Annotated in this window: 17 protein-coding genes and 1 tRNA gene; 8 read left to right on the top strand and 10 right to left on the bottom strand. The window is 64.0% G+C overall.

Going from position 1 to position 18,810, the window contains the following annotated elements; translation table 11 throughout:
• The first annotated feature begins 183 nt into the window (after positions 1-183).
• A tRNA-Met gene (locus GVL61_RS08135) sits at positions 184-257 on the top strand.
• A 215-nt stretch (positions 258-472) separates the two neighbouring features.
• Here the strand turns inward: GVL61_RS08135 and GVL61_RS08130 are convergent.
• Complete coding sequence (locus GVL61_RS08130; protein ID WP_368667106.1) at positions 473-883, bottom strand: nuclear transport factor 2 family protein; 411 nt, start codon at positions 881-883, stop codon at positions 473-475.
• A 111-nt stretch (positions 884-994) separates the two neighbouring features.
• Here GVL61_RS08130 and GVL61_RS08125 point away from each other — a divergent pair, with 111 nt between their 5' ends.
• The 3 genes from GVL61_RS08125 (at position 995) to GVL61_RS08115 (ending at position 2,880) form a co-directional block, all read left to right on the top strand.
• Entirely contained in the window at positions 995-2,002 is a 1,008-nt protein-coding gene (locus tag GVL61_RS08125) for an NADP-dependent oxidoreductase (RefSeq protein WP_159978784.1), read from the top strand.
• A 13-nt stretch (positions 2,003-2,015) separates the two neighbouring features.
• The gene (locus GVL61_RS08120; protein ID WP_159978782.1) at positions 2,016-2,366 is read left to right on the top strand and encodes a Rieske (2Fe-2S) protein; all 351 of its coding nucleotides are present in this window, start codon (positions 2,016-2,018) and stop codon (positions 2,364-2,366) included.
• A gap of 85 nt (positions 2,367-2,451) precedes the next feature.
• Entirely contained in the window at positions 2,452-2,880 is a 429-nt protein-coding gene (locus GVL61_RS08115) for a nuclear transport factor 2 family protein (RefSeq protein WP_159978780.1), read from the top strand.
• A 45-nt stretch (positions 2,881-2,925) separates the two neighbouring features.
• On the opposite strand, the gene GVL61_RS08110 is transcribed toward GVL61_RS08115, so the two are convergent.
• Together GVL61_RS08110 and GVL61_RS08105 are read right to left on the bottom strand one after the other, a co-directional pair.
• Positions 2,926-5,013, bottom strand: a complete 2,088-nt coding sequence (locus tag GVL61_RS08110; protein WP_159978778.1) for a M13 family metallopeptidase — start codon at positions 5,011-5,013, stop codon at positions 2,926-2,928.
• Positions 5,014-5,246: 233 nt separating this feature from the next.
• Positions 5,247-7,709, bottom strand: a complete 2,463-nt coding sequence (locus GVL61_RS08105; protein ID WP_159978776.1) for a TonB-dependent receptor — start codon at positions 7,707-7,709, stop codon at positions 5,247-5,249.
• A gap of 155 nt (positions 7,710-7,864) precedes the next feature.
• Between GVL61_RS08105 and GVL61_RS08100 the strand changes: the two genes are divergently transcribed.
• Entirely contained in the window at positions 7,865-8,872 is a 1,008-nt protein-coding gene (locus GVL61_RS08100; RefSeq protein ID WP_159978774.1) for an NADP-dependent oxidoreductase, read from the top strand.
• Between the two features lie 30 nt (positions 8,873-8,902).
• Here the strand turns inward: GVL61_RS08100 and GVL61_RS08095 are convergent, their stop codons facing one another.
• The 5 genes from GVL61_RS08095 to GVL61_RS08075 form a co-directional block, all read right to left on the bottom strand.
• Positions 8,903-9,112: a hypothetical protein gene (locus tag GVL61_RS08095; RefSeq protein WP_159978772.1), complete on the bottom strand. Its 210-nt coding sequence runs from the start codon at positions 9,110-9,112 to the stop codon at positions 8,903-8,905.
• 87 nt (positions 9,113-9,199) lie between these two features.
• Positions 9,200-9,406, bottom strand: a complete 207-nt coding sequence (locus tag GVL61_RS08090; RefSeq protein WP_043975625.1) for a cold-shock protein — start codon at positions 9,404-9,406, stop codon at positions 9,200-9,202.
• Positions 9,407-9,637: 231 nt separating this feature from the next.
• On the bottom strand, positions 9,638-9,979 hold the full coding sequence (locus tag GVL61_RS08085) for a hypothetical protein (protein ID WP_159978770.1): 342 nt from the start codon (positions 9,977-9,979) through the stop codon (positions 9,638-9,640).
• A 64-nt stretch (positions 9,980-10,043) separates the two neighbouring features.
• Entirely contained in the window at positions 10,044-10,808 is a 765-nt protein-coding gene (locus GVL61_RS08080; protein WP_159978768.1) for an SDR family NAD(P)-dependent oxidoreductase, read from the bottom strand.
• Between the two features lie 86 nt (positions 10,809-10,894).
• Positions 10,895-13,210 (bottom strand): TonB-dependent receptor, encoded by a 2,316-nt coding sequence (locus GVL61_RS08075; protein WP_159978767.1) that lies wholly within the window; start codon positions 13,208-13,210, stop codon positions 10,895-10,897.
• Positions 13,211-13,355: 145 nt separating this feature from the next.
• Between GVL61_RS08075 and GVL61_RS08070 the strand changes: the two genes are divergently transcribed.
• Complete coding sequence (locus GVL61_RS08070; RefSeq protein ID WP_159978765.1) at positions 13,356-14,369, top strand: NADP-dependent oxidoreductase; 1,014 nt, start codon at positions 13,356-13,358, stop codon at positions 14,367-14,369.
• A complete protein-coding gene (locus GVL61_RS08065) occupies positions 14,366-15,079 on the top strand; it encodes an SDR family NAD(P)-dependent oxidoreductase (protein WP_200844852.1) in 714 nt (237 codons plus the stop codon). The genes GVL61_RS08070 and GVL61_RS08065 overlap by 4 nt, the downstream gene beginning before the upstream one ends.
• Positions 15,080-15,243: 164 nt before the next feature.
• On the opposite strand, the gene GVL61_RS08060 is transcribed toward GVL61_RS08065, so the two are convergent.
• Positions 15,244-16,002 carry an SDR family NAD(P)-dependent oxidoreductase gene (locus GVL61_RS08060; protein WP_159978763.1) on the bottom strand — a complete coding sequence of 253 codons (759 nt, stop codon included), beginning with the start codon at positions 16,000-16,002 and terminating at the stop codon, positions 15,244-15,246.
• A gap of 146 nt (positions 16,003-16,148) precedes the next feature.
• On the opposite strand from GVL61_RS08060, the gene GVL61_RS08055 reads away from it, so the two are divergent.
• The gene (locus tag GVL61_RS08055) at positions 16,149-16,970 is read left to right on the top strand and encodes an SDR family NAD(P)-dependent oxidoreductase (protein WP_159978761.1); all 822 of its coding nucleotides are present in this window, start codon (positions 16,149-16,151) and stop codon (positions 16,968-16,970) included.
• Positions 16,971-17,044: 74 nt separating this feature from the next.
• On the opposite strand, the gene GVL61_RS08050 is transcribed toward GVL61_RS08055, so the two are convergent.
• Positions 17,045-18,676, bottom strand: a complete 1,632-nt coding sequence (locus tag GVL61_RS08050) for an AMP-binding protein (protein ID WP_159978760.1) — start codon at positions 18,674-18,676, stop codon at positions 17,045-17,047.
• Positions 18,677-18,810 lie beyond the last annotated feature (134 nt).

Here is an 18,810-nt window from a genome sequence, read left to right as displayed (position 1 = left end):
CTCGAACTCGGCCGTGAAACCTGACAGCGCCAATGGTACTGTGGCTCAAGCCCCGGAAGAGTAGGACGTCGCCAGGCATTGAAGCCGGCGCAATACACTAGAGACAAAAAACCCATCACAATGACAACAAACAAGAGGGCCCATGCGGCCCTCTTCGCGTTCCTGCAGAACGCGCAAGATTGACGCGGGGTGGAGCAGCCCGGTAGCTCGTCAGGCTCATAACCTGAAGGTCGCAGGTTCAAATCCTGCCCCCGCAACCGATCAAAACCATTAAAACCCAGCACAATAACAATACACCAACCCCGCAAGCAAAAGCTCGCGGGGCACTCCGCGTTTGTTTCCTCGCAAAGGCGGTGTGGCCGCTAAGCCCGAACCTACTCCACGGCGCCATCGCAAAGATGGATACCCGCCTGCGCGAGATGACGATTAGAGCGATGCCGGGTTATCACTTTCACCCGGCACTGCTCTGGCCTCAGACCGCTTCGGCCTTTGCCGCTGCTGCAGTGTGGAATGCCGAAGGTTCGTAGTAGTAAGGCTTGATCTCGCAGCACAGGCCGTCCCGGAAGGTGAACATCTCGCATAGTTCGGCAGGCTTGAGCGCAGGGTCGGCAAAGCGCATCGTCAGAACTGCGATCGCGCGGTCCCGGCTCAGCAGCAGGTCGGTGCGGTCGAGGCCGACAACGTCGGCCATGCCCATCGCCACGCCGAACAGTTCCCGCAGGCCGCCTTTACCGCGATATTCGCCGCCCATAGGCAGGGCATCCGCTTCATAGGCGACGAAATCGTCGGTGAGCATGGACTCAGCCGTTTCCCAGTCACCCACGCCGCATGCGGCGTAAAGGGTGTCGACGAATTCGGTCATCTCTGCGGGGGTCATGGTCATCGATCCTGCTCCAGTTTGTTTGGGCGAGAGTTTGACCATAGCGCCGTCCGGCGCAAACCTAGCGTTTAGACCAGCCTTCCGCAGCGCGCGCGTGCGTCTAAGCAGGTGGGCATGGGAAAGGTACAACAGATATTGCTGGCGCGGCGTCCCGAGGGAATGCCGGTGCTGGAGGACTTCCAATTAGCCGAGGCTGAAATGCCGGTGCCCGGTGACGGGGAGTTCCTCGTCGCCATGCGTGTCGGCTCTGTCGATCCGGCAATCCGCGGATTCCTCGATGACAGGCCCAGCTACATCGAGCCGGTGGCGCTGGGCGCTCCGATCAACGGGATGTCGCTGGGCGAGGTCGTGCAGTCGAACAACGCGGAATATCCGGTGGGAACGTTCGTGCGCGCCTTTGCGACCTGGCAGGATCACTATGTGCTTTCAGGCGAGAGCTGGGGACTGGAAAAGGTCCATCAACGGGATGGGACGGAACTGCATCATTACATGGGCGCGCTCGGCCCGGTTGGCCTTACGGCATGGGTCGGGCTGTTTGCGGTAGGCGAAGCCAAGCCGGGCGAGACAGTCGTGGTCAGCGCGGCGGCGGGGGCTACCGGCTCCACGGTCGGTCAGATCGCCAAGGCCAGGGGCTGCAAGGTCATCGGCATCGTCGGTTCGCCCGAGAAGATGGATGTGATCCGCGACCTCGGCTTCGACGCTGCCATCGACTACCGCGCCACGCCTGACATCGCCGCCGAGATCGCCAACGCCGCGCCCGAAGGCGTCGACGTCTATTTCGACAATGTGGGCGGCGAGATGCTCGAGGCGATCCTGCCGTTGATGCGCCTGCACGGCCGCGTCGCGGTGTGCGGGATGATCGGTCAGTACAACGATGCCGATCACCCTTATGGTGTGAAGACGCTGTGGCAGCTGGTGGTCAACCGGATCAGGATGCAGGGCTTCATCACGTACGATTATCCCGATGTCCTCGCGCAGGCGCAGGCCGAACTCGACGAATGGGTGGCGCAGGGAAAACTGCGACCGCTTGCCAACTTGCGCGATGGCTTCGAGACGCTTCCCCAAGCCTTCATCGACCTGATGTCGGGCCGCACGGTCGGCAAGACGCTGGTGTGTATCTGAGATGAGCACGACTATGAGTGAGACCTTTCATCCCATCGTCGCCGAGAGCGATTTTCCCGAAGAGGGCAAGATCGCGGCGCGGCTTGAGGGTTGGAGCGTGCTGGTCGTGAAGACCGATGACGGCTTTCGCGCCGTCAACGACCGCTGCACTCATCAGGCGGCGCTCCTGTCACCGGGCCGTGTGCGGCGCGGGGCGATCATGTGCCCACTGCACGGTGCGCGCTTCGAGGCGGCTACGGGGCGCTGCATCGGCGGGGCCTATGCGGACCTGCGGGTTTTCCCACTGCGTATCGAGAACGGCATGATCGAGGTCGCGGTGCCGGATACCGCGCCGGGGCCGGACGAGCGCCCGGTCGGGGTCTGAGCGGATTTCTGCCTGCTACAAGGCATAGGTTTCAGCGCGACCGTCAGGCTCTAGCATCCCCGTCAAACATTGGGAGAATGCCAAGATGCCTTACACCGGCCCGTTCGAGGACCGCCTCGCCATTCGTGAATTGCTTGAGACTTATGCTGACGCGGTGACGCGCTGCGATGCCGTGTCCTGGGGCGCGACCTGGGCGCAGGACGCCGAGTGGTCGCTGCCCGACTATCCCGAGATCGGCACTACCAAGGGCCGCGAGGCGATCGTGAGCATGTGGGTGGAAGCGATGAAAGCCTATCCCGGCATCATGTTCGAGGCATGGCCCGGCTCGATCGAGGTGGACGGCGAAAATGCGGTGATGCGCAGCTACACTTCAGAGGTTTACGACCAGGACAGCGTGACCATGCGCGACCGGGGTGTCTACGAGGATACCTGCATCAAGCTGGACGGCAAGTGGCACTTCAAGAGCCGCTCGTTCCGCAATATCCACCGTCAGCACGGACCCAAGGGCGTCTGAAACCAAACGCGTCGTCCCGGACATGATCCGGGACGACGGTTCAATTCACCAAAGTTTCACGCGCTTTTCCGGCGGCAGGTAGAGCGCATCGCCCGGCTTCACATCGAACGCCTTGTACCATGCGTCCACGTTGCGCACCGTCAGCGCGCGGTACTGGCCCGGTGCGTGGGCATTGCCGATCACCTGACGGCGCAGCGCGCCTTCGCGGTCCTTGCTGGCCCAGCTCTGCGCATAGGCGATGAAGAAGCGCTGGTCGCCGGTGTAGCCGCCGACAACGGGTAGATCCTTGCCGCCGAGCGCCTCGCGGTAGGCGTCATAGGCGGCGACCAGGCCGGCGACATCGGCGCCGTTCTCACCCAGTTCCAGTTTGCCGTTGAGGTGCAGGTCCGGGAAGGGCGCATAGGCGTCGAACTGGGCGACGAGGGCCTGGCTCTGCGTTTCGAAGTGGGCAAGATCCTCGGCGGTCCACCAATTGCGCAGCGTGCCCGAGGCGTCGACCGCCGCGCCGCTGGAATCGAAGCTGTGGCTGATTTCGTGGCCGATCACTGCGCCGATTGCGCCGTAGTTGGCGGCGAGGTCTGCGGCGGGGTCAAAGAACGGCTTCTGCAGAATCGCAGCGGGAAAGTTGAGCGCGTTCTGCACCGGCAGGTTCACGGCGTTGACCAACTGCGGGTTCATCCACCATTCGCCGCGGTCCTGCGGTTTGCCGAGCTTGGCCAGCTGTTGCAGCGTCTTGCCCCGGATCGAGGCCATGCGGTTGGCGTATGCCTGGCCGGGCTTGATCGTGACCATCGAATAGTCGAGCCAGGTGTCGGGGTAGCCCACGCTGACCACCATTCCGTCCAGCTTGGCGCGCGCTTCCTTGCGCGTGGCCGGCGACATCCAGTCGAGAGCGTCGACGCGGCGCGCGAAGGCGTGCTTGATGTGGGACGCCATTTCCTCGACCTGATGCTTGGCCGAGGGCGGGAAATAGGCTTCGACGTAGAGCTTGCCCAGCGCATTGCCGAGGTCCGCGTTGACCGAGGCGAGGGCGCGTTTTTCGCGCGCGCGCTGCTGCGGCGTGCCAGACAGCGCGGTGTCGAAGAAGGCGAAATGCAGCGCGTCGATCTTCGTGGGCAGCACGTCAGTGTTGGCGTTGATGCGGTGGAAGGCGAGCCAGTCCTTCCAGGCTTCCAGTGGCTCGGACGCGACCAGTGCTGCGATGCCGGTCACCGACGAAGGGCTATAGACGTCGAACGACTGCTGGCGCGGCATCCGGGCGGCGGTGAGGTAGGCGTCCCAATCCATGCCCGGCGCGTTCTTCGCGAAGTCGGCGCGGGTCCACAGGGTGCCGCCGGTCGTGAAGTCGGCGACGTCGGCCTTGCTGGCATGAGCCCTGGCGATCTTCGTTTCCAGGTCAAGGACGCGGCCTGCGCGGACATCTGGCTGGTCGATACCGGAGAGGCGCAGCAGTTCCGCTACATAGGCCTTGTACTGGCCGCGCAGGTTGACCATCCGCGCTTCGTTCGAGACGTAGTATTCACGGTCGGGCAGGCCGAGGCCACCCTGGAAGAGATAGGGCACGACCTCGTCGCTCCTGAGCGCCTTGGTGATGAACAGGCCGAAAAGGTTCTCCGTCGCCATGTCGTTGTTGTTGTTGAACAGGTCGAGGTCGCTCTCTGTCTGGTCGCCCAGGACACGGACCAGCTGCGCCTTGTCAGCGATGCGGGCATAGCGCGTAAGGTCGCCGTTCAATGGAGCGAGACCTGCCTTGTCGATCGCGGTGGTGTCCATGTACGCGCGCCAGTAGTCGCGCACGCGGGCCTTATCGGTGCCAGCGGCGGGCTTTGCTGCGAGAATGCCGGAGATCAGCTGCATCTGCTGGCGCTCGGTCTCATCGGCGGCGACGGTGTGTGAGCCGATGCGGCTGCGATCCTCAGGGATCTTCGCCCGCGCGAGCCAGGTGCCGTTGGAGAAAAGGTAGAACTCGTCACCCGGCTTTACGGCCTTGTCCATCGCGGTTTCGTCGATGCCGGTGATCGCGGACTGCGTGACTGCCTTGGGCGCGGGATCGGCGGCGGCCATGGAGCCGGAGGCAAAGGCGGGCGCGGCGACGGTAAGTAGCAGCGCGGTCAGCAGGCGGGTCGTGTGCATCGGGCAAAGTCCTCTGGCGGCAGGGGGCAACGCATGGAGGCCCTCGCCGGGTTCATGGCCTCTGGCCTAGCCGCTCGCGCCGTCCGGGCCAACCGGGCTCCATGAGAAAGTTACGTAACGGCGCAATAAATAGCTGCGCTCGCAATGGCGAGGGACGGCGCGCTCATGCAAAAAAAGAGGCGGAGCCCTCGGACCCCGCCTCTTTCGCTTACTTTTGCCCGTAGCCCTTTGGCTTAGAAGCGCTTGGTCACTTCCACCATGACGGTGCGGGGCAGCGTGCCGAAGCCGAGCTGGTCGGCCTTGATGCCGCCGGCCGTGCCGGTGCCGCCGCCGGTCGAAGGACCGTCAACCACGCCGGTGACGTAGAACTGGTTGGTCAGGTTCTTGCCGATGAGGGCAAGCTGCCAGTTGTCGTCCTCGGCGCCGAAGCGCAGGCCCGCGTCGATCGTCACGTATTTGCTCTGGCGGGACAGCGGATTGCCGAAGCCCGAGGCGAGGTAGCTGGCCGAATACTTGGAGTCGATATTCAGGCCCAGCTTGTTGGCCGAACCGATCGACACTTCGTAGTTGATGCCGAGGTTACCCGTCCACCTGGGGGCAACCGAAAGCTGCTCGCCCGTGAGGTCCTGACGGCTGTTGCCGGACAGGTTGCAGCCTTCTGCCGGGGTCTGGCCGGCGTAGCACGGCGCCAGCGGGAAGCCGGTGTAGCGCGCCTTGTCGTAGTTGATCGAGCCGTGGATGTCGAAGCCGGGGATGCCGTTCGGGGCGAACTGCCATTCCACTTCGACGCCCTTGGTGCGCGCATCGGCGGTGAGCGTCTGGAACGCGAAGATCGGCGAGTTGAAGAAGTCGACCTGCAGGTTCGAATACTTGTAGTTGAACGCCGTCACGTTGAAGCGCAGCTGGTTCGACAGCAGCGTCGACTTGAAGCCCAGCTCGAAGCCCTGGGCCTTCTCAGGGTCGAAGGTGAGGTCCGCGGTCGGGTCGGTCGAGAACTTCGAGTTGATGCCGCCGTTCGAGAAACCACCCGACTTGTAGGCGGTCTTGAACGCGCCGTAGACCATGAGGTCGGACGTCGGCTTCCAGGTCAGGGTGGCTTCGGGCGACCAGTTCCGGAAGTGCTGACGCGCGGTTACTTCGCCCAGGCCATCGGGGTCGTTCTGGTCGCGGAAGATGCCCAGAACCAGAGGGTTGTTGTAGGGCTGGGTGAAGAAGCTGTTCTTCGTTTCGTCCGAATAGCGCACCCCTGCGGCCAGTTCGAGGTTCGACAGGACCTTGTAGGTGAGCTGGCCGAAGACCGCCATGGTCTCGCCCTTGGTGAAGCTGCTCTTGGCGGTGGTGACGTACTGGTAGCCGTCCGGAGCGTCGGAGTTCGACACGCCGCCGGTCAGCACGAACTGCGCGAAGTCACGGCGGGTCTTCTGGTAGAGCATGCCCACCATCATGTTGAACGGTCCGTCGAACTGCGTCAGCGCGCGCAGTTCCTGGCTGAATGCCTTCCACGAGGAGTTCTCGGTCGCCCAGGTTGGGCCGATGCCGTTCTCGCTGCCGCCCGACTGGAAGTCGCAGGCGCAGGCCCAGCGGTTGTTGTTCCACTGGTAGTTGGTGACGGACGAGACCTGCAGCAGGTCGGCGTCATAGGTCACGTTGAGAGTGCCGCCGGCCGAGCGGTACTTGTTGTACAGCGAGCCGTCCTTCTTGGCGTAAGGATAGTTTGCCGCGATGTCGGCAGGCATGTTGTTCTGGTGGGTGACGAAATGCTTGTCGCAGGCATAGCCGTTGAGCTGCGAAGTCTCGCCATTGCCGCAGCGGAATGCCACGTAGTTCCACGAGGAGTTGTTGACCGTGCTCTGGTCCATCGTGCCCTTGAGGTTCACCGTCAGGCGGTCGGTCGGCTCCCACTTCAGGGTAGCGCGGGCGAGGAATTCCTCTTCGCCCGGAGCCTTGTGTGCGGCAGGCTCGGCGGTGTGAGTGGTGAAGTTGCCGGTGGCGGAATCAAGCTCGGTGTAGTTGATGGTGTCGGCTTCGTTACGATAGTAGCCGCCGTCCATCTTGGTGTAGCGCGCGGCGAGGCGGAAGCCGAGGGTGTCGGTCAGCGGCATCGAGGCATAGCCTTCGACGCGGTACTGCTGGCTCTTGAACTCGTAGCCGCCCTTTATCATGAACTCGGGCTTGTCGGTGGGATCGGCGGTGGTGATCGAGATCACGCCGGCGGTCGCGTTCTTGCCGAAGAACAGGGCCTGCGGGCCCTTCAGCACTTCGACGCGGGCCAGGTCGAAGAAGCCTTCCTGGATGACGCGGCCCTGGCCGTAGTAGGCGCCGTCGACGACGACTGCGACTGACTGCTCGATACCGATCGAGGTCGAGGACGAACCGATCCCGCGAAGCGTCAACTGCGCGCCCGAGCCGTTGGAGGCGCGGCCGACGCTGAACTGCGGGGCGATGGCGGTGATCTTCTCGACGCTGGTGACGTCGCGGTTGGCGATCTGCTCGGCCGAGATGGCAGTGACGGCGACAGGCACGTCCTGCGCGGTTTCCTGGCGTTTGCGGGCAGTGACGATGATGTCGTTGAGGCCGCCGGTCTGGGCCGACTGCTGGGCGCTGTCGTCCTGGGCATCCTGCGCGATTGCGGGCGCTGCGCTCACGGCGATGCCGAGTACGGTTGATGCGAGCAAAACGGATTTTGTGAATCGCATTTCAGAAACCTCCCATGTAATTTTGTAATCGTTATTTTTCGCTGCCTAGACCCGTGCGGGGCCGGGTGTGTCCTGTTCAAACGGATAGCCCTATCAGTTTGAACAGGTGGCGCGTGGACGCAGGCGGGCAAGGGTCCGGCGCGAGGAGACCTGAATTGACCGTTTGTCGTTATTGGCGATTGGATCGCCACCCCCAGGGCAACACTGATTTCGCGCGGTTTTTAAGCCTCCACGAAGAGCAGTGTGCGGCCCTTGCCGATGGCGAGGTTCGCATCGCGGTGGAATGGCTGTCGATGGACGCAGGCACCCGCATGTGGATGAGCCCGCGCACCGATGGCTATCAGCCGCCCCTGCCGCTGGGATCCAAGATGGTCGGCCTCGTGCTGGGCCGCGTAATTGCCAGCGCAGACTCGGCCTATCCGGTCGGCGCGCTGGTGCGCGGATTCGGCCAGTGGGCTAACGTGGCGACCGTGGTGCCGGCGCTGACCGGGCTGGAAGTGGTGGACGATACCGTCGCCGATCCGCGCCAGCACTTCGGCGCGCTCGGCATGAATGCCTGGACTGCCTACGTCGGCGTCAAGGAAGTGGCGGCGGTGAAGGCGGGCGAATGGCTGGTGGTCTCCGCCGCGGCCGGGGCGACCGGCAGCATCGCCTGTCAGGTCGGCAAGAATTTGGGCGCCAGCGTGGTCGGCATAGCCGGGGGTGCGGAAAAGTGCCGCTTCCTGACCGACGAGATCGGCGTCGACATGGCGATCGACTACCGGAGCGAGGATGTCGCCGCGCGGCTTGCCGAAGTGCCGGGCGGGATCAACGCTTTCTTCGACAATGTCGGCGGGCCGATTCTGGACGCGGTGCTGGGCAACATGGCGCATTACGGCCGCGTCGCGGTGTGCGGCATGATCGCAGGTTATGACAACGACGCACCGATGGCCGGGCCTGCGCAGTTCGACCAGGTCCTGATGAGGCGGCTAAGGATCGAGGGTTTCTTCATCCCCGATTTCCTCGAACGCGGCGCCGAATTCATGCCGCAGCTTCGCGAATGGCTGGATGACGGCAAGCTCTCGGTTCGTTTCGACGAGACCGGCGGCCTGGAAAACGTGCTGACCGCCTACGAGCGGATGCTGACCGGCAAGAACATCGGCAAGGTCGTGGTCAGGCTGTAATGCCGCTCATCCGCCACCGCGCAGGGGGGCTTACTTGGTGGAATATTCGCCGGGCTTGGCCTTGAAGTTCTCCTGCGCGAATGCCCTGGCGGCATTGGCGGTCTTGAACAACTCGTCCTGAAGAGTAGCCGTAACGAGCGGATAACCCTGCGAATTATACCGGGTGGTCCTGACGGTGAGGCGAAAATGGCCGTCCGCGTCCTTTTTGATAAGGAACGGGCGAGAGCTGGGATCAGTCATGATTGAAATTCTCGTTCAACAGTGCGGCCCAAGGGGCAGGGATAAGCGGTGCGGATGGCCTGGGCCACCCGCACGAACACTCGGTCTTCAGGCAGGCTGAAGATTGACGGCCGAGGTCTTGCCGCGCCTGTCGGTTTCCAGTTCGTAAGAAACGCGCTGGTCCTTGCTGAGGGTGTCCATTCCGGCGCGCTCAACGGCCGAGATGTGCACGAAGGCATCGTCGCCGCCGGTTTCGGGCGCAATGAAGCCATAACCCTTGTCGGCGTTGAAGAATTTCACAGTTCCGGTAGTCATATCGGTATCCTTTGTCCGACGCGTAACGGCATGCGCCATCGCGGCACATTCCGGCTTCATGAGGCTCGTAAGGGACAAAGGGGGCGGTATGTCTGCCCGATGGTCCGTCGCACGCGACGTCAGCAGCAGCTACCATAGACGGTATTTGCGCAAAATGCAATTATGGGTGGGCCGGCCTCGACATTCCGGATGCGCGAGGTCGTAAGCGGGAGGGCAATTGCCCTCGCATCGCTATTCTGTGGCGGTCAGTTTCGCCAGCCAGGCCTGGGCCTGCTTGGGCTCGCCCACGGCCTGGGCATCCACCGGCCCGCGTGAGGCGAGGAATTGCTGGTGCAGTTCGAACGGCTCCATGAACAGCTGCTCGCGCGCGGAGTCGATCTCTTCGCCGAGTTCGGTGAGGGCCTCGATGGTAGGCGCGGCAGCGGCGCGCGCCGTGCGGTCCGCATTGTGGCCGAACAGGCCCCACTTGCCCGATGCGGTCACTCGCAGGGCTGCGATCAGTGCCGCAAGGTAGTCTTCTTCGAGGCTTGCCCGAAGAGTGTCCAGTCGTTCGAGACGGTCCGCTTTTGCCATAGTCTGTGCGCCCTATACCGCTACCGGGGCGCTCGCAAGCTGCAGCGCCCCGGTATCCGGCACATCACATTGCGGTTACGCCGCCGTCGACGGTGAATTCGCCGCCGGTGATGTAGTTTGCCTCGTCGCTGGCGAGGAACAGGTTCATGTTCGCGATGTCGAGCGGTGTACCCATGCGCTTCATCGGGATGCCGCCGACGATTTCCTTGAATCCTTCCGGATTGTCGCGGCGGGCGACGTCCTGCATCGCGGTCTCGATCATGCCGGGGTGGACCGAGTTGCAGCGGATGTTTTCGGCCGCACATTCCATCGCTACGACCTTGGAGAAGATGCGCACACCGCCCTTGGCCGCAGCATAGGCACCGCACATCGGCACGCCGACGAGCCCGCCGATCGAGGACAGGTTTACGATCGATCCGCCTTCGCCAACCTTGCGCATCAGTGCGACGGCGCGCTGGGTGCCATAGAACACGCTGTCGAGGCAGACCTTGTTTTGCTTCGACCAGTCTGCGGCGGTCAATTCCGCCAGCGGCTTGAGGACGGCGATGCCCGCGTTGTTGACCAGCACATCAAGGCGGCCGTGGCCTTTCTGGATGGCCGCGAAGACTTCGTCCCACGACGCTTCGGTGGTGACGTCATGCGCCAGCGCTTCGGCGTGGCCGCCGACTTCGACGATGGAGGCAGCCACGCCCTGCGCACCGGCAAGGTCGAGGTCGGTCACATACACGAAAGCGCCTTCCTCTGCGTAGCGCTGCGCAGTGGCGGCGCCCAGTCCGCGCGCGTTGCCGGCGCCGGTAACCAGAGTGATCTTGCCTTCGAGACGGCCCATAATCGTGCTCCTTTTCAATGTCATAAGGGTGCCCGGCAGAAAACAGCCGGACACCCCCGATGGTTGCCCTGAAGGGCGGGTAAGTTTTAGAACTTCACGCCGACCGTCGCTCCGTAGGTGCGCGGCTCCAGCGCCATGCCGAACGAGAACAGTCCGGCTACGGTGAAGGCGTGCGTCGTGGTCTTTTCGTTCGCGAGATTGCGGCCGAAGACGCGGAAGTAGGCCTCCTTGTCGCCGACATCGAAATTGAAGGTCAGGCTGGCATCGACGAGATCCTGCGTGGTGGTGCGCACGCGCGCATCGTTGCCGTTGACGGTCACCGCAGTCACGTCGCCCGCGCCGTCGACGGTGGGGGTAAGTGAATTCTGCGAGATCTGCTCGTCGTAGGGGCTGATGTGGCGCCAACCGGCCGTGGCGACGACCTTGCCGAAGCTGGTCGGCACTTCGTATTCGGCATTGACCGAGCCGGTGAACTTGGGTGCGTAGATCAGGCGGTTGGCGGAATAGTTGAAGGGGACCAGCCCGGTGCCGCAGCTGTTCGCGGCGGCGGTTCCAGCGGCATAGGCGCCGCAGGTGATGAAGTCGCGGAAGTGCGACTTCATGTAGGCCGACGATGCGGTGATGCGGAACTGCGGCGTGATGCGCAGCGTGGCATCGGCTTCGATACCCTTGATGATCGCGCCGCCGGGCACGTTGCCGGTGATCGTCTGGTTGCCCAGCGGGCCGCCCGGCACGGTCAGGTTCTGCTGCATGTTCTTGTAGTCGGACACGTAGCCGGCAAGGTTGAGTTCCAGCTTGCGGTCGAAGGCGGAGAACTTGGCACCGATTTCGTAGGCGTCCACGGTCTCTGGCTGGAACGGCGTGCTGGCCGTGGCGGCCGTGGCGGCGCGGGGGCTGAAACCGCCGGAACGGTAGCCGCGCGACCAGCTGGCGTAGAGCATCATGTCGCTGCTGGGGCGATAGTCGATGCCGACCTTGGGCGTGAACTTGGTGAAGTTGGCATCGCCCGAACCGATCAGCCCGGCGGTGGCAAAGCTGTTGGTCAACTTCTTGTTGTCATGGCTCCAGCGGCCACCGAACGAGAGGCGCCACTTGTCGGCGAAGGCCCAGTTGAAGTCGCCGAAGAAGGCGTAGCTGGTGGTCTTGCCCACATTGGTCTGCGGGTTCTGGTCGAATTCCATCGGCGGGATCGACGGGTCGAAGCCAAAGAAGCGCGTCCACTGCGTGAGGCTGTACTTCGAATGGAAGTAATATCCGCCGACGACATAGTCGAACCCGCTGAACAGGTTGCCCGCGGCGCGCAATTCCTGGCTCCACTGCGTGTACTTCTGGCGGCGGTCGACGTAGTAGAGATCGCTCGACGAACCGTCGAAGTCCTGGGTCTGCGCTTCCTTGCTGTGACGCCAGCCGGTGATCGAGCTGAGCTTGATGCCGCCCAGATCGTAATTCATCTGCAAGGTGGCGTTGGGCGCCTTGTAGGTGCTCTTCGCGGGCAGGGTGAAGACGGTGTAGAGGTCGGTCGTGTTGTTGCGGCCGCACTGGTTGGCGGGGATGAGCCCGCAGAACAGTTCGGTGCTGTTGGTGAGGTTGCTTACCACGGGTTCGAAGCTCTGGACAACGTTCTCTACCGAAAGCTGCGCGTCGAATCCCGACCCTGCCGGCTCGAACAGCAGGCTGGCGCCGTAGGCATCGGCCTTGCTGCCGCCTGCGCTCGTGTCGCGGATGGCGTTGTGATAATAGCCGTCGGACTCGCTGTGGAAGTACCAGCCCTTGATCCCCCAGGTCTCGCCGTCACCGTAGTTGACGATGGCCTTGCCGGCCCAGGTGTTCCAGCGGCCATAGGTGAATTCGGCCTTGCCGCCCGGTTCCATGGTGGGCTTCGTGCGAGTGATGTTGATGACGCCGCCGATGGTGTTGGCGCCGAACAGGGTGCCCTGTGGGCCGCGCAGCACTTCGATCTGGGCGATGTCGAAGGCATCCTGCAGCTGGCCCGTGTTGGTGCCGATGGTCACGCCGTCGACGACGACGCCCACGGTCGGGGTCTGCGACTTCTCGATGTCGGCATAAGTCAGGCCGCGGATCGAGATGTTGGCCGCCTGTGCGCCCGAATTCTGCTGGGTGATGAGGAGGCCCGGCGCGGCGCCCTGAAGATCACCGATATTGGCGGAGGCTTTGTTTTCCAGCATCGCCGCGCTGATCGCGGTGATGGCGACCGGGGTTTCCTGCAGCGTTTCCGAGCGGCGACGGGCCGAGACGATGATTTCGTTAGGATCGACCGCAGCCGCTGCCGGCACTGCCTCCTGGGCGAAGGCTGGAGCTGATATGCAGGTCAGTGCGCTGGTGCCGAGTGCGAGCTTGATGAGCGTGCAGGACCACGCTCCGCGAACATGTGCGGATGCCATCAGATTATCCTCCCATGCGGCTGTGATTCCAGCCGTCATTGCATGTCACTATGCAACGGATTGCGCCGCCGCCTACCTGTCGATTTGCACAGGTGCGGCAGATTGCGCGAAGTCCGACCAGAGCGGGGAAAAGGAGATCGATGCCATGGCCGAAAACCGGCGCTTCCTGCTTGCACGCAGGCCCCAGGGTTCGCCCGTCCCCGAAGACTTCCAGTTGGAGGCTCAGGACATCCCCGCGGTTCCGGCGGGCGGCATCGTCGTGCGCAACCATTATGCCTCGCTCGACCCGGCGCAGCGCGGGTGGATGGACGATGCGGAAAGCTACATGCCGCCGATCCCGCTGGGCGATCCGGTGCGCGCGACGACGGTGGGCGTGGTCCATGCCTCCGACAATCCGGACTTCGCGGTCGGGCAATGGGTCATGGGGCTGAACGCGCTCGAGGATTATTCGGTAGCGATGCCGGGCGGTTTCACCATGCCCATCGACATAGCGGCAGTGGCATCACCTTCGAACTATCTTTCGGCGCTCGGTGCGGTGGGGCTGACGGCCTTTTTCGGCCTCAGCGAAGTGGCAAAGCCTCAGCCGGGCGAGACGCTGCTGGTATCGGGCGCGGCGGGTGCGGTCGGCTCGGCGGTGGGCCAGATCGGCAAGATCATGGGCTGCCGGGTGGTCGGCATCGCAGGCGGAGCGGACAAGTGCCGCCGTCTGATCGAGGACTACGGCTTCGACGCCGCCATCGACTATAAGGGCAAGGACCACGAAGCGCTTGTCGCGGCGATCGCAGAGGCGGCCCCCGGGGGCGTCAACGTGGTGTTCGAGAACGTCGGCGGGCCAGTGCTGGAGGCGGAAGTCTTCACCCTGGCGCACCATGCGCGGATCGTGCTGTGCGGCCTTATCGCCGAGTACAACAGCCCGGAAAAGCTGGGGCTGAAGAACCTTTGGCAGGTGCTGGCGCGCCGCGCGACGATCCACGGTTTCCTGATCGCCGACTACGCAGGCCGCTTTGCAGAGGGCGGCGCACAGATGGCGCAGTGGCTGGGCGAAGGAAAGCTGCGCGCCGACGAGGACGTGCAGCAAGGGCTGGAGAATGCCTACCCGGCCTTCATGCGCCTGTTTTCGGGCGAGAACACCGGCAAGCTCGTGTTGAAGATCACATGAGTATGCGGCTGGAGGGACGAAAGGCAGTGGTCACCGGGGCTGCTTCAGGCATCGGCGCGGCAGTGGCGGCGCGGCTGGTGGCTGATGGGGCGCAGGTCTTCACCGCCGACATCCAGGGCGAGGTCGATTTCGTCGCCGACCTCACCGCTGTGGACGCCAACACGAGGCTGGTAGCCGAGGCGACCGCGCGGATGGGCGGGCTGGATATCGTCGTCCCCTGCGCGGGGATCAGCACCTTCCACCCGCTGGAAGGGCACGATGACGCCTACTTCCAGCGGGTGCTCGACGTGAACCTGATCGCCGTGTTCCGACTGGTGCGCGAGGCAACGCCTCACCTCAAGGCGCACGGGGCGGGGCGCATCGTCACCATCGGTTCCACCACTTCGACTTACGGCGACGAGGGGTTATGCGCCTACTCGGCCTCCAAGCACGCGGTGCTGGGTCTGACCAAGTCGATTGCGGCGGAACTGGGGCCTTTCGGCGTCACTGCCACCTGCGTCCAGCCGGGCGCCATCGACACCCCGATGACCGCCCCTGCCTTTGACCAGATGCCGGAATATCGCACATTCTGGGAAGGCAAGGCACCCCTGCGGCGTCTGGGCAAGCCAGAAGACATCGCCGATGTCGTGGCGTTTCTGTGCAGCGACGATGCGCGCTTCGTGTCTGGCCACGGCCTGTGGGTGGATGGCGGCGCGATGGTGCGGCATTAGGGGGCGGGGCATCGGCGCTCGAAATGACAACGCTGGGCCGCAGTTAAACCCTCAGGGCTGTTCCGCCTTCCAGCGCAGCGGCCCTTTCCGGCAGGCATAAAAAAGCGGCGGACCTTGCAAGAAGGCCCGCCGCACTGTTTCCTCTGGAGAGGAGGAGGGAACTGTCAGAACTGGACGCGCTTGGTGTAGCCGCCGTCGATCACCACATTGGTGCCGGTGGTGTAGGACGAGGCCGGGCTGGCGAGGAACACGATCGTGCGGGCCACTTCCTCAGGTCCACCCCAGCGGCCGAGTGCGAACTGGGCTTCGGTGGCCTGGTAAAGTTCCGGGGCCATCTGGCCGATCGCTTCCCAGTTGCCGCCGGGGAACTTGATCGGGCCGGGCGAGACGCAGTTCACGCGGATGCCCTGCGGACCCACCATCTGGCCGAACTGGCCTGAGTAGGCGATCAGCGCGGCCTTCATGGCGTTGAAGGCCTGGGGGACGATGAAAGTCTCGGTGCCGGCGGTGGAAGCCATGATGACGATGGCGCCAGCGTCCGATTCGGCGAGGATTGGCTGAAGCGTTTCACAGCCCAGCACGGTGCCCTTGATGTCGGCGTTGAAGCAGGCTTCCCAGTCGCCGGTCGCGCCGGAACCTGATGCGCTGGCACCGGGGACGAAGATGTCGCAGCCGCCCAGCTTTTCGGCTGCCGACTTGAGCCAGGCCACGTATGCCTCATGGTCGAGCATGTCGAGCGCTTCGCCCACGACCTTGCCGCCATGCTTGGAGAGCGATTCGACCGTCTCGGCCACCTGCTCCGCATTGCGCGAGAAGAAGGCGATATCGCAGCCTTCGCTTGCGAAGATTTCCAGCGCGGCACGGCCGATGCCGCGGCTGCCGCCGGTGAGAATGACCTTCTTGCCCTTGAGTCCGAGATCCATTGCGTAGCTCCTCTGCCTCACGCGGTTTTTTTGTACCGGTGTGCTTTCGCCCCTCGGGCGCGGGGAGGCCACTATTAGTTTAGTCAGGAATGGACATGGCCGAGGCGTGCTAGCGAACGCGCCGACAACGAGAGAGGAAATTTCAAATGGCCAACCTCGAACGGGGACGTCTTGAAGGCAAGCGTGCCGTTATCCTCGGCGCCAGCAGTCCCGGCAACATGGGACAGATCATCGCCCGGCGTTTGATGGACGAGGGCGCCAGCGTGCTTGTCTCTGGTCGCAAGGAAGATGTCCTTGCCGACTTTGCTGCGCAGCACGGCTGTGCCTGGGCATCCTGCGACCTGACCGACAAGGCCAGCGTGGATGCCTTGGCGGATAGCGCGGCGCATGCACTGGGCGGCATCGACATTGCCGTCAACGCTACCGGCTGGGGTCTGCTAAAGGGCTTTCTGGAAACCACCCATGACGAGCTGATGGCGATGACCATGCTGCAGTATGTGGGGCCTTTCCACTTTTATCAGGCGATGGTCGGCAAGATGGCACGCAGCCGGGGCGGCGAGGGCGGTTCGATCATCCAGATCAGCTCCGCGACCGCGACGATCATGCTCAACGACCATGCTGCCTACATGGGAACGAAGGCCGGCGCAGATCATGTGATCCGCTGCGTGGCGCATGAGTTCGGCGCCGAAGGCGTGCGGGCCAATTCCATCTCGCCGGGGCTGACCGACACGCCGATGACGTCCGACGCCAAGCAGGTGCCGGGCCTTTTCGACGCTTTCCTCTCGGGCTATCCTCTGGGCCGCATCGGCACGTCGGCGGACATCGCCGCCGCCGTCGTCTGGCTGTCCAGCGACGAGTGTTTCATGACGGGTGAGAACCTGCAGGTGAACGGCGGCCTGACCCTTCGCCGCAACCCCATGAAGTCGGAGATCGACGCGGCCGTGATGGCTGCTATGGGGGCGAACTGAATTAGAGCTTCCTGGGGAGGAAGGGCCGGCGGCGGTGTCCCGAGGGACGCCGTCGCCGCTTTCATCTGAGGAAGTCAGACCGTCGCTTCGACCAGTGCCTTCACGTCGGCGCGCAGAACGTCCTTGCGCACCTTGCCCGAGGCCGTGCGCGGGAAATCCTCACGAAATTCAAAGCGCTCGGGGGTCTTCTGCTTGGCCAGGCCGCTATCGGCGATATGTGCGGCGAGGTCCTGCGGGCTCGGCGCTTCGCCCGCGGCGATGATATACGCGCAGACACCTTCGCCGAGCCGCTCGTGCGGCATGGCGACCACGGCGGCCTCTCGCACGCCGGGATGAGCGTGCAGCACGTCCTCGATCTCCTTGGCGGAAATGTTTTCGCCGCCGCGGATGATGAGGTCCTTCTTGCGCCCGGTGATGGTGATCGCGCCCTCGGAGGTGCGCACGCCGAGATCGCCGGTACGGAAATAGCCGTCGGTGGTGATCGCCTCGCGGGTCTGCGCCTCGTCGGCATAGCCCAGCATCATGCCGGGGCCGCGTGCGAGAATTTCGCCTTCCTGCCCGTTCGGCAGGTCGCGGTCCTCGTGGTCGACGATGCGGATCTCGTAGTCGACGATGGCGCCATCGGTCGTCGCGGCAAGCCGCTCGACATTGGGCCAGCCGAACGTGACCAGCGGCACTTCGGACGCACCGAACACCCGGAAGGCGCGGCAATGGTCGAAAGCGGTATTGGCTGCGGGAATGAGGTCGGCCGGAACCGCCGCACCGCCGCAGGCGAAGAATCGGAAGCTGGGTAGCCGGTTGCCGCTCTCACGCGCTGCGGCGGCGAGTTCGACGAGGAACGGCGTCGCCGCCACCGTGCCGACTGCCTGATGCCGGTCGATCAGGGCCAGCGCCTCGGCGGCGTTCCAGCTTTCCATCAGCACCGTGCGGGTGCCGCAGATGAAGGGCGCCTCCAGCCCGTTGGCATAGCCTGAGACATGAGTGACGGGCGAGGGCATCAGCGTCGCCTCGCCCGCTGTCAGTCCCCAGTAGGCCCCGCTTTCGCGCAGGATACGCGCGATGGATACGTGGCTGTGCAGCACGCCCTTGGGCCGCCCGGTGGTGCCCGAAGTATAGAGCACCATTTTCACGCCTAGCGGATCGACTTTGGGCCGGGCGAAGGAAAGCGCGCGGCCTTCCTCGATCAGTGCAGCATAATCGTCCGCGCCTTCTCCGCGCACGGTGAATACATGGTCGAGATCGGGCAGCACTTCGGCAAGGCGCCGCGCCATGGCGGCATAGTCGAAGCGGCGGAAACTGGAGGCTACGAATACCGCGCGCGCACGGCAATCTGCCAGCATCAGCGAGACTTCATGGTCGCGGTAGATCGGTACGATAGGATTGACGACGAGGCCCGACATCGCGGCGGCCGTGTTGATGACCATCGCTTCGCGCCAGTTGGGCACCTGGAAGGCGATGACATCGCCGGGCCGCAGCCCGCGCGCATGCATCGCCGCGCTCAGCGCCTCGGCGTCGGCGACGACCTCGGCGCGCGTCACCCGCGTGTCGCCTTCGATCAGCGCGACGAAGCCTGGGTCGGCCTCTGCCAGCGCCGTCGCCTGCTCGGCAATGGTACGTTCGTCCCAAAGACCCGTGCCCGCATAGGCGGCAAGGTGCTGCGGTGGCGATTCTAGCCATGCCCACGGGGGGCTTATCCTCTCACTCATGGTCCTTGAGTGCTCCGCATGTGTCCTCAGGCCAACTGGCCAAAATGCCAATCAAGCCAAAATGAGGCTCTTTCGCCTATCACCTTGCGCAGGTTGTCGCCACGTCCTCGTGCGCGCAGAATCACGCTATAAAC

The organism is Novosphingobium sp. 18050 (assembly GCF_902706195.1).
Classification (GTDB): domain Bacteria; phylum Pseudomonadota; class Alphaproteobacteria; order Sphingomonadales; family Sphingomonadaceae; genus Novosphingobium.
Note: the sequence above shows the minus strand (reverse complement) of the source record. Positions and strands in the feature narration are given on the sequence as shown.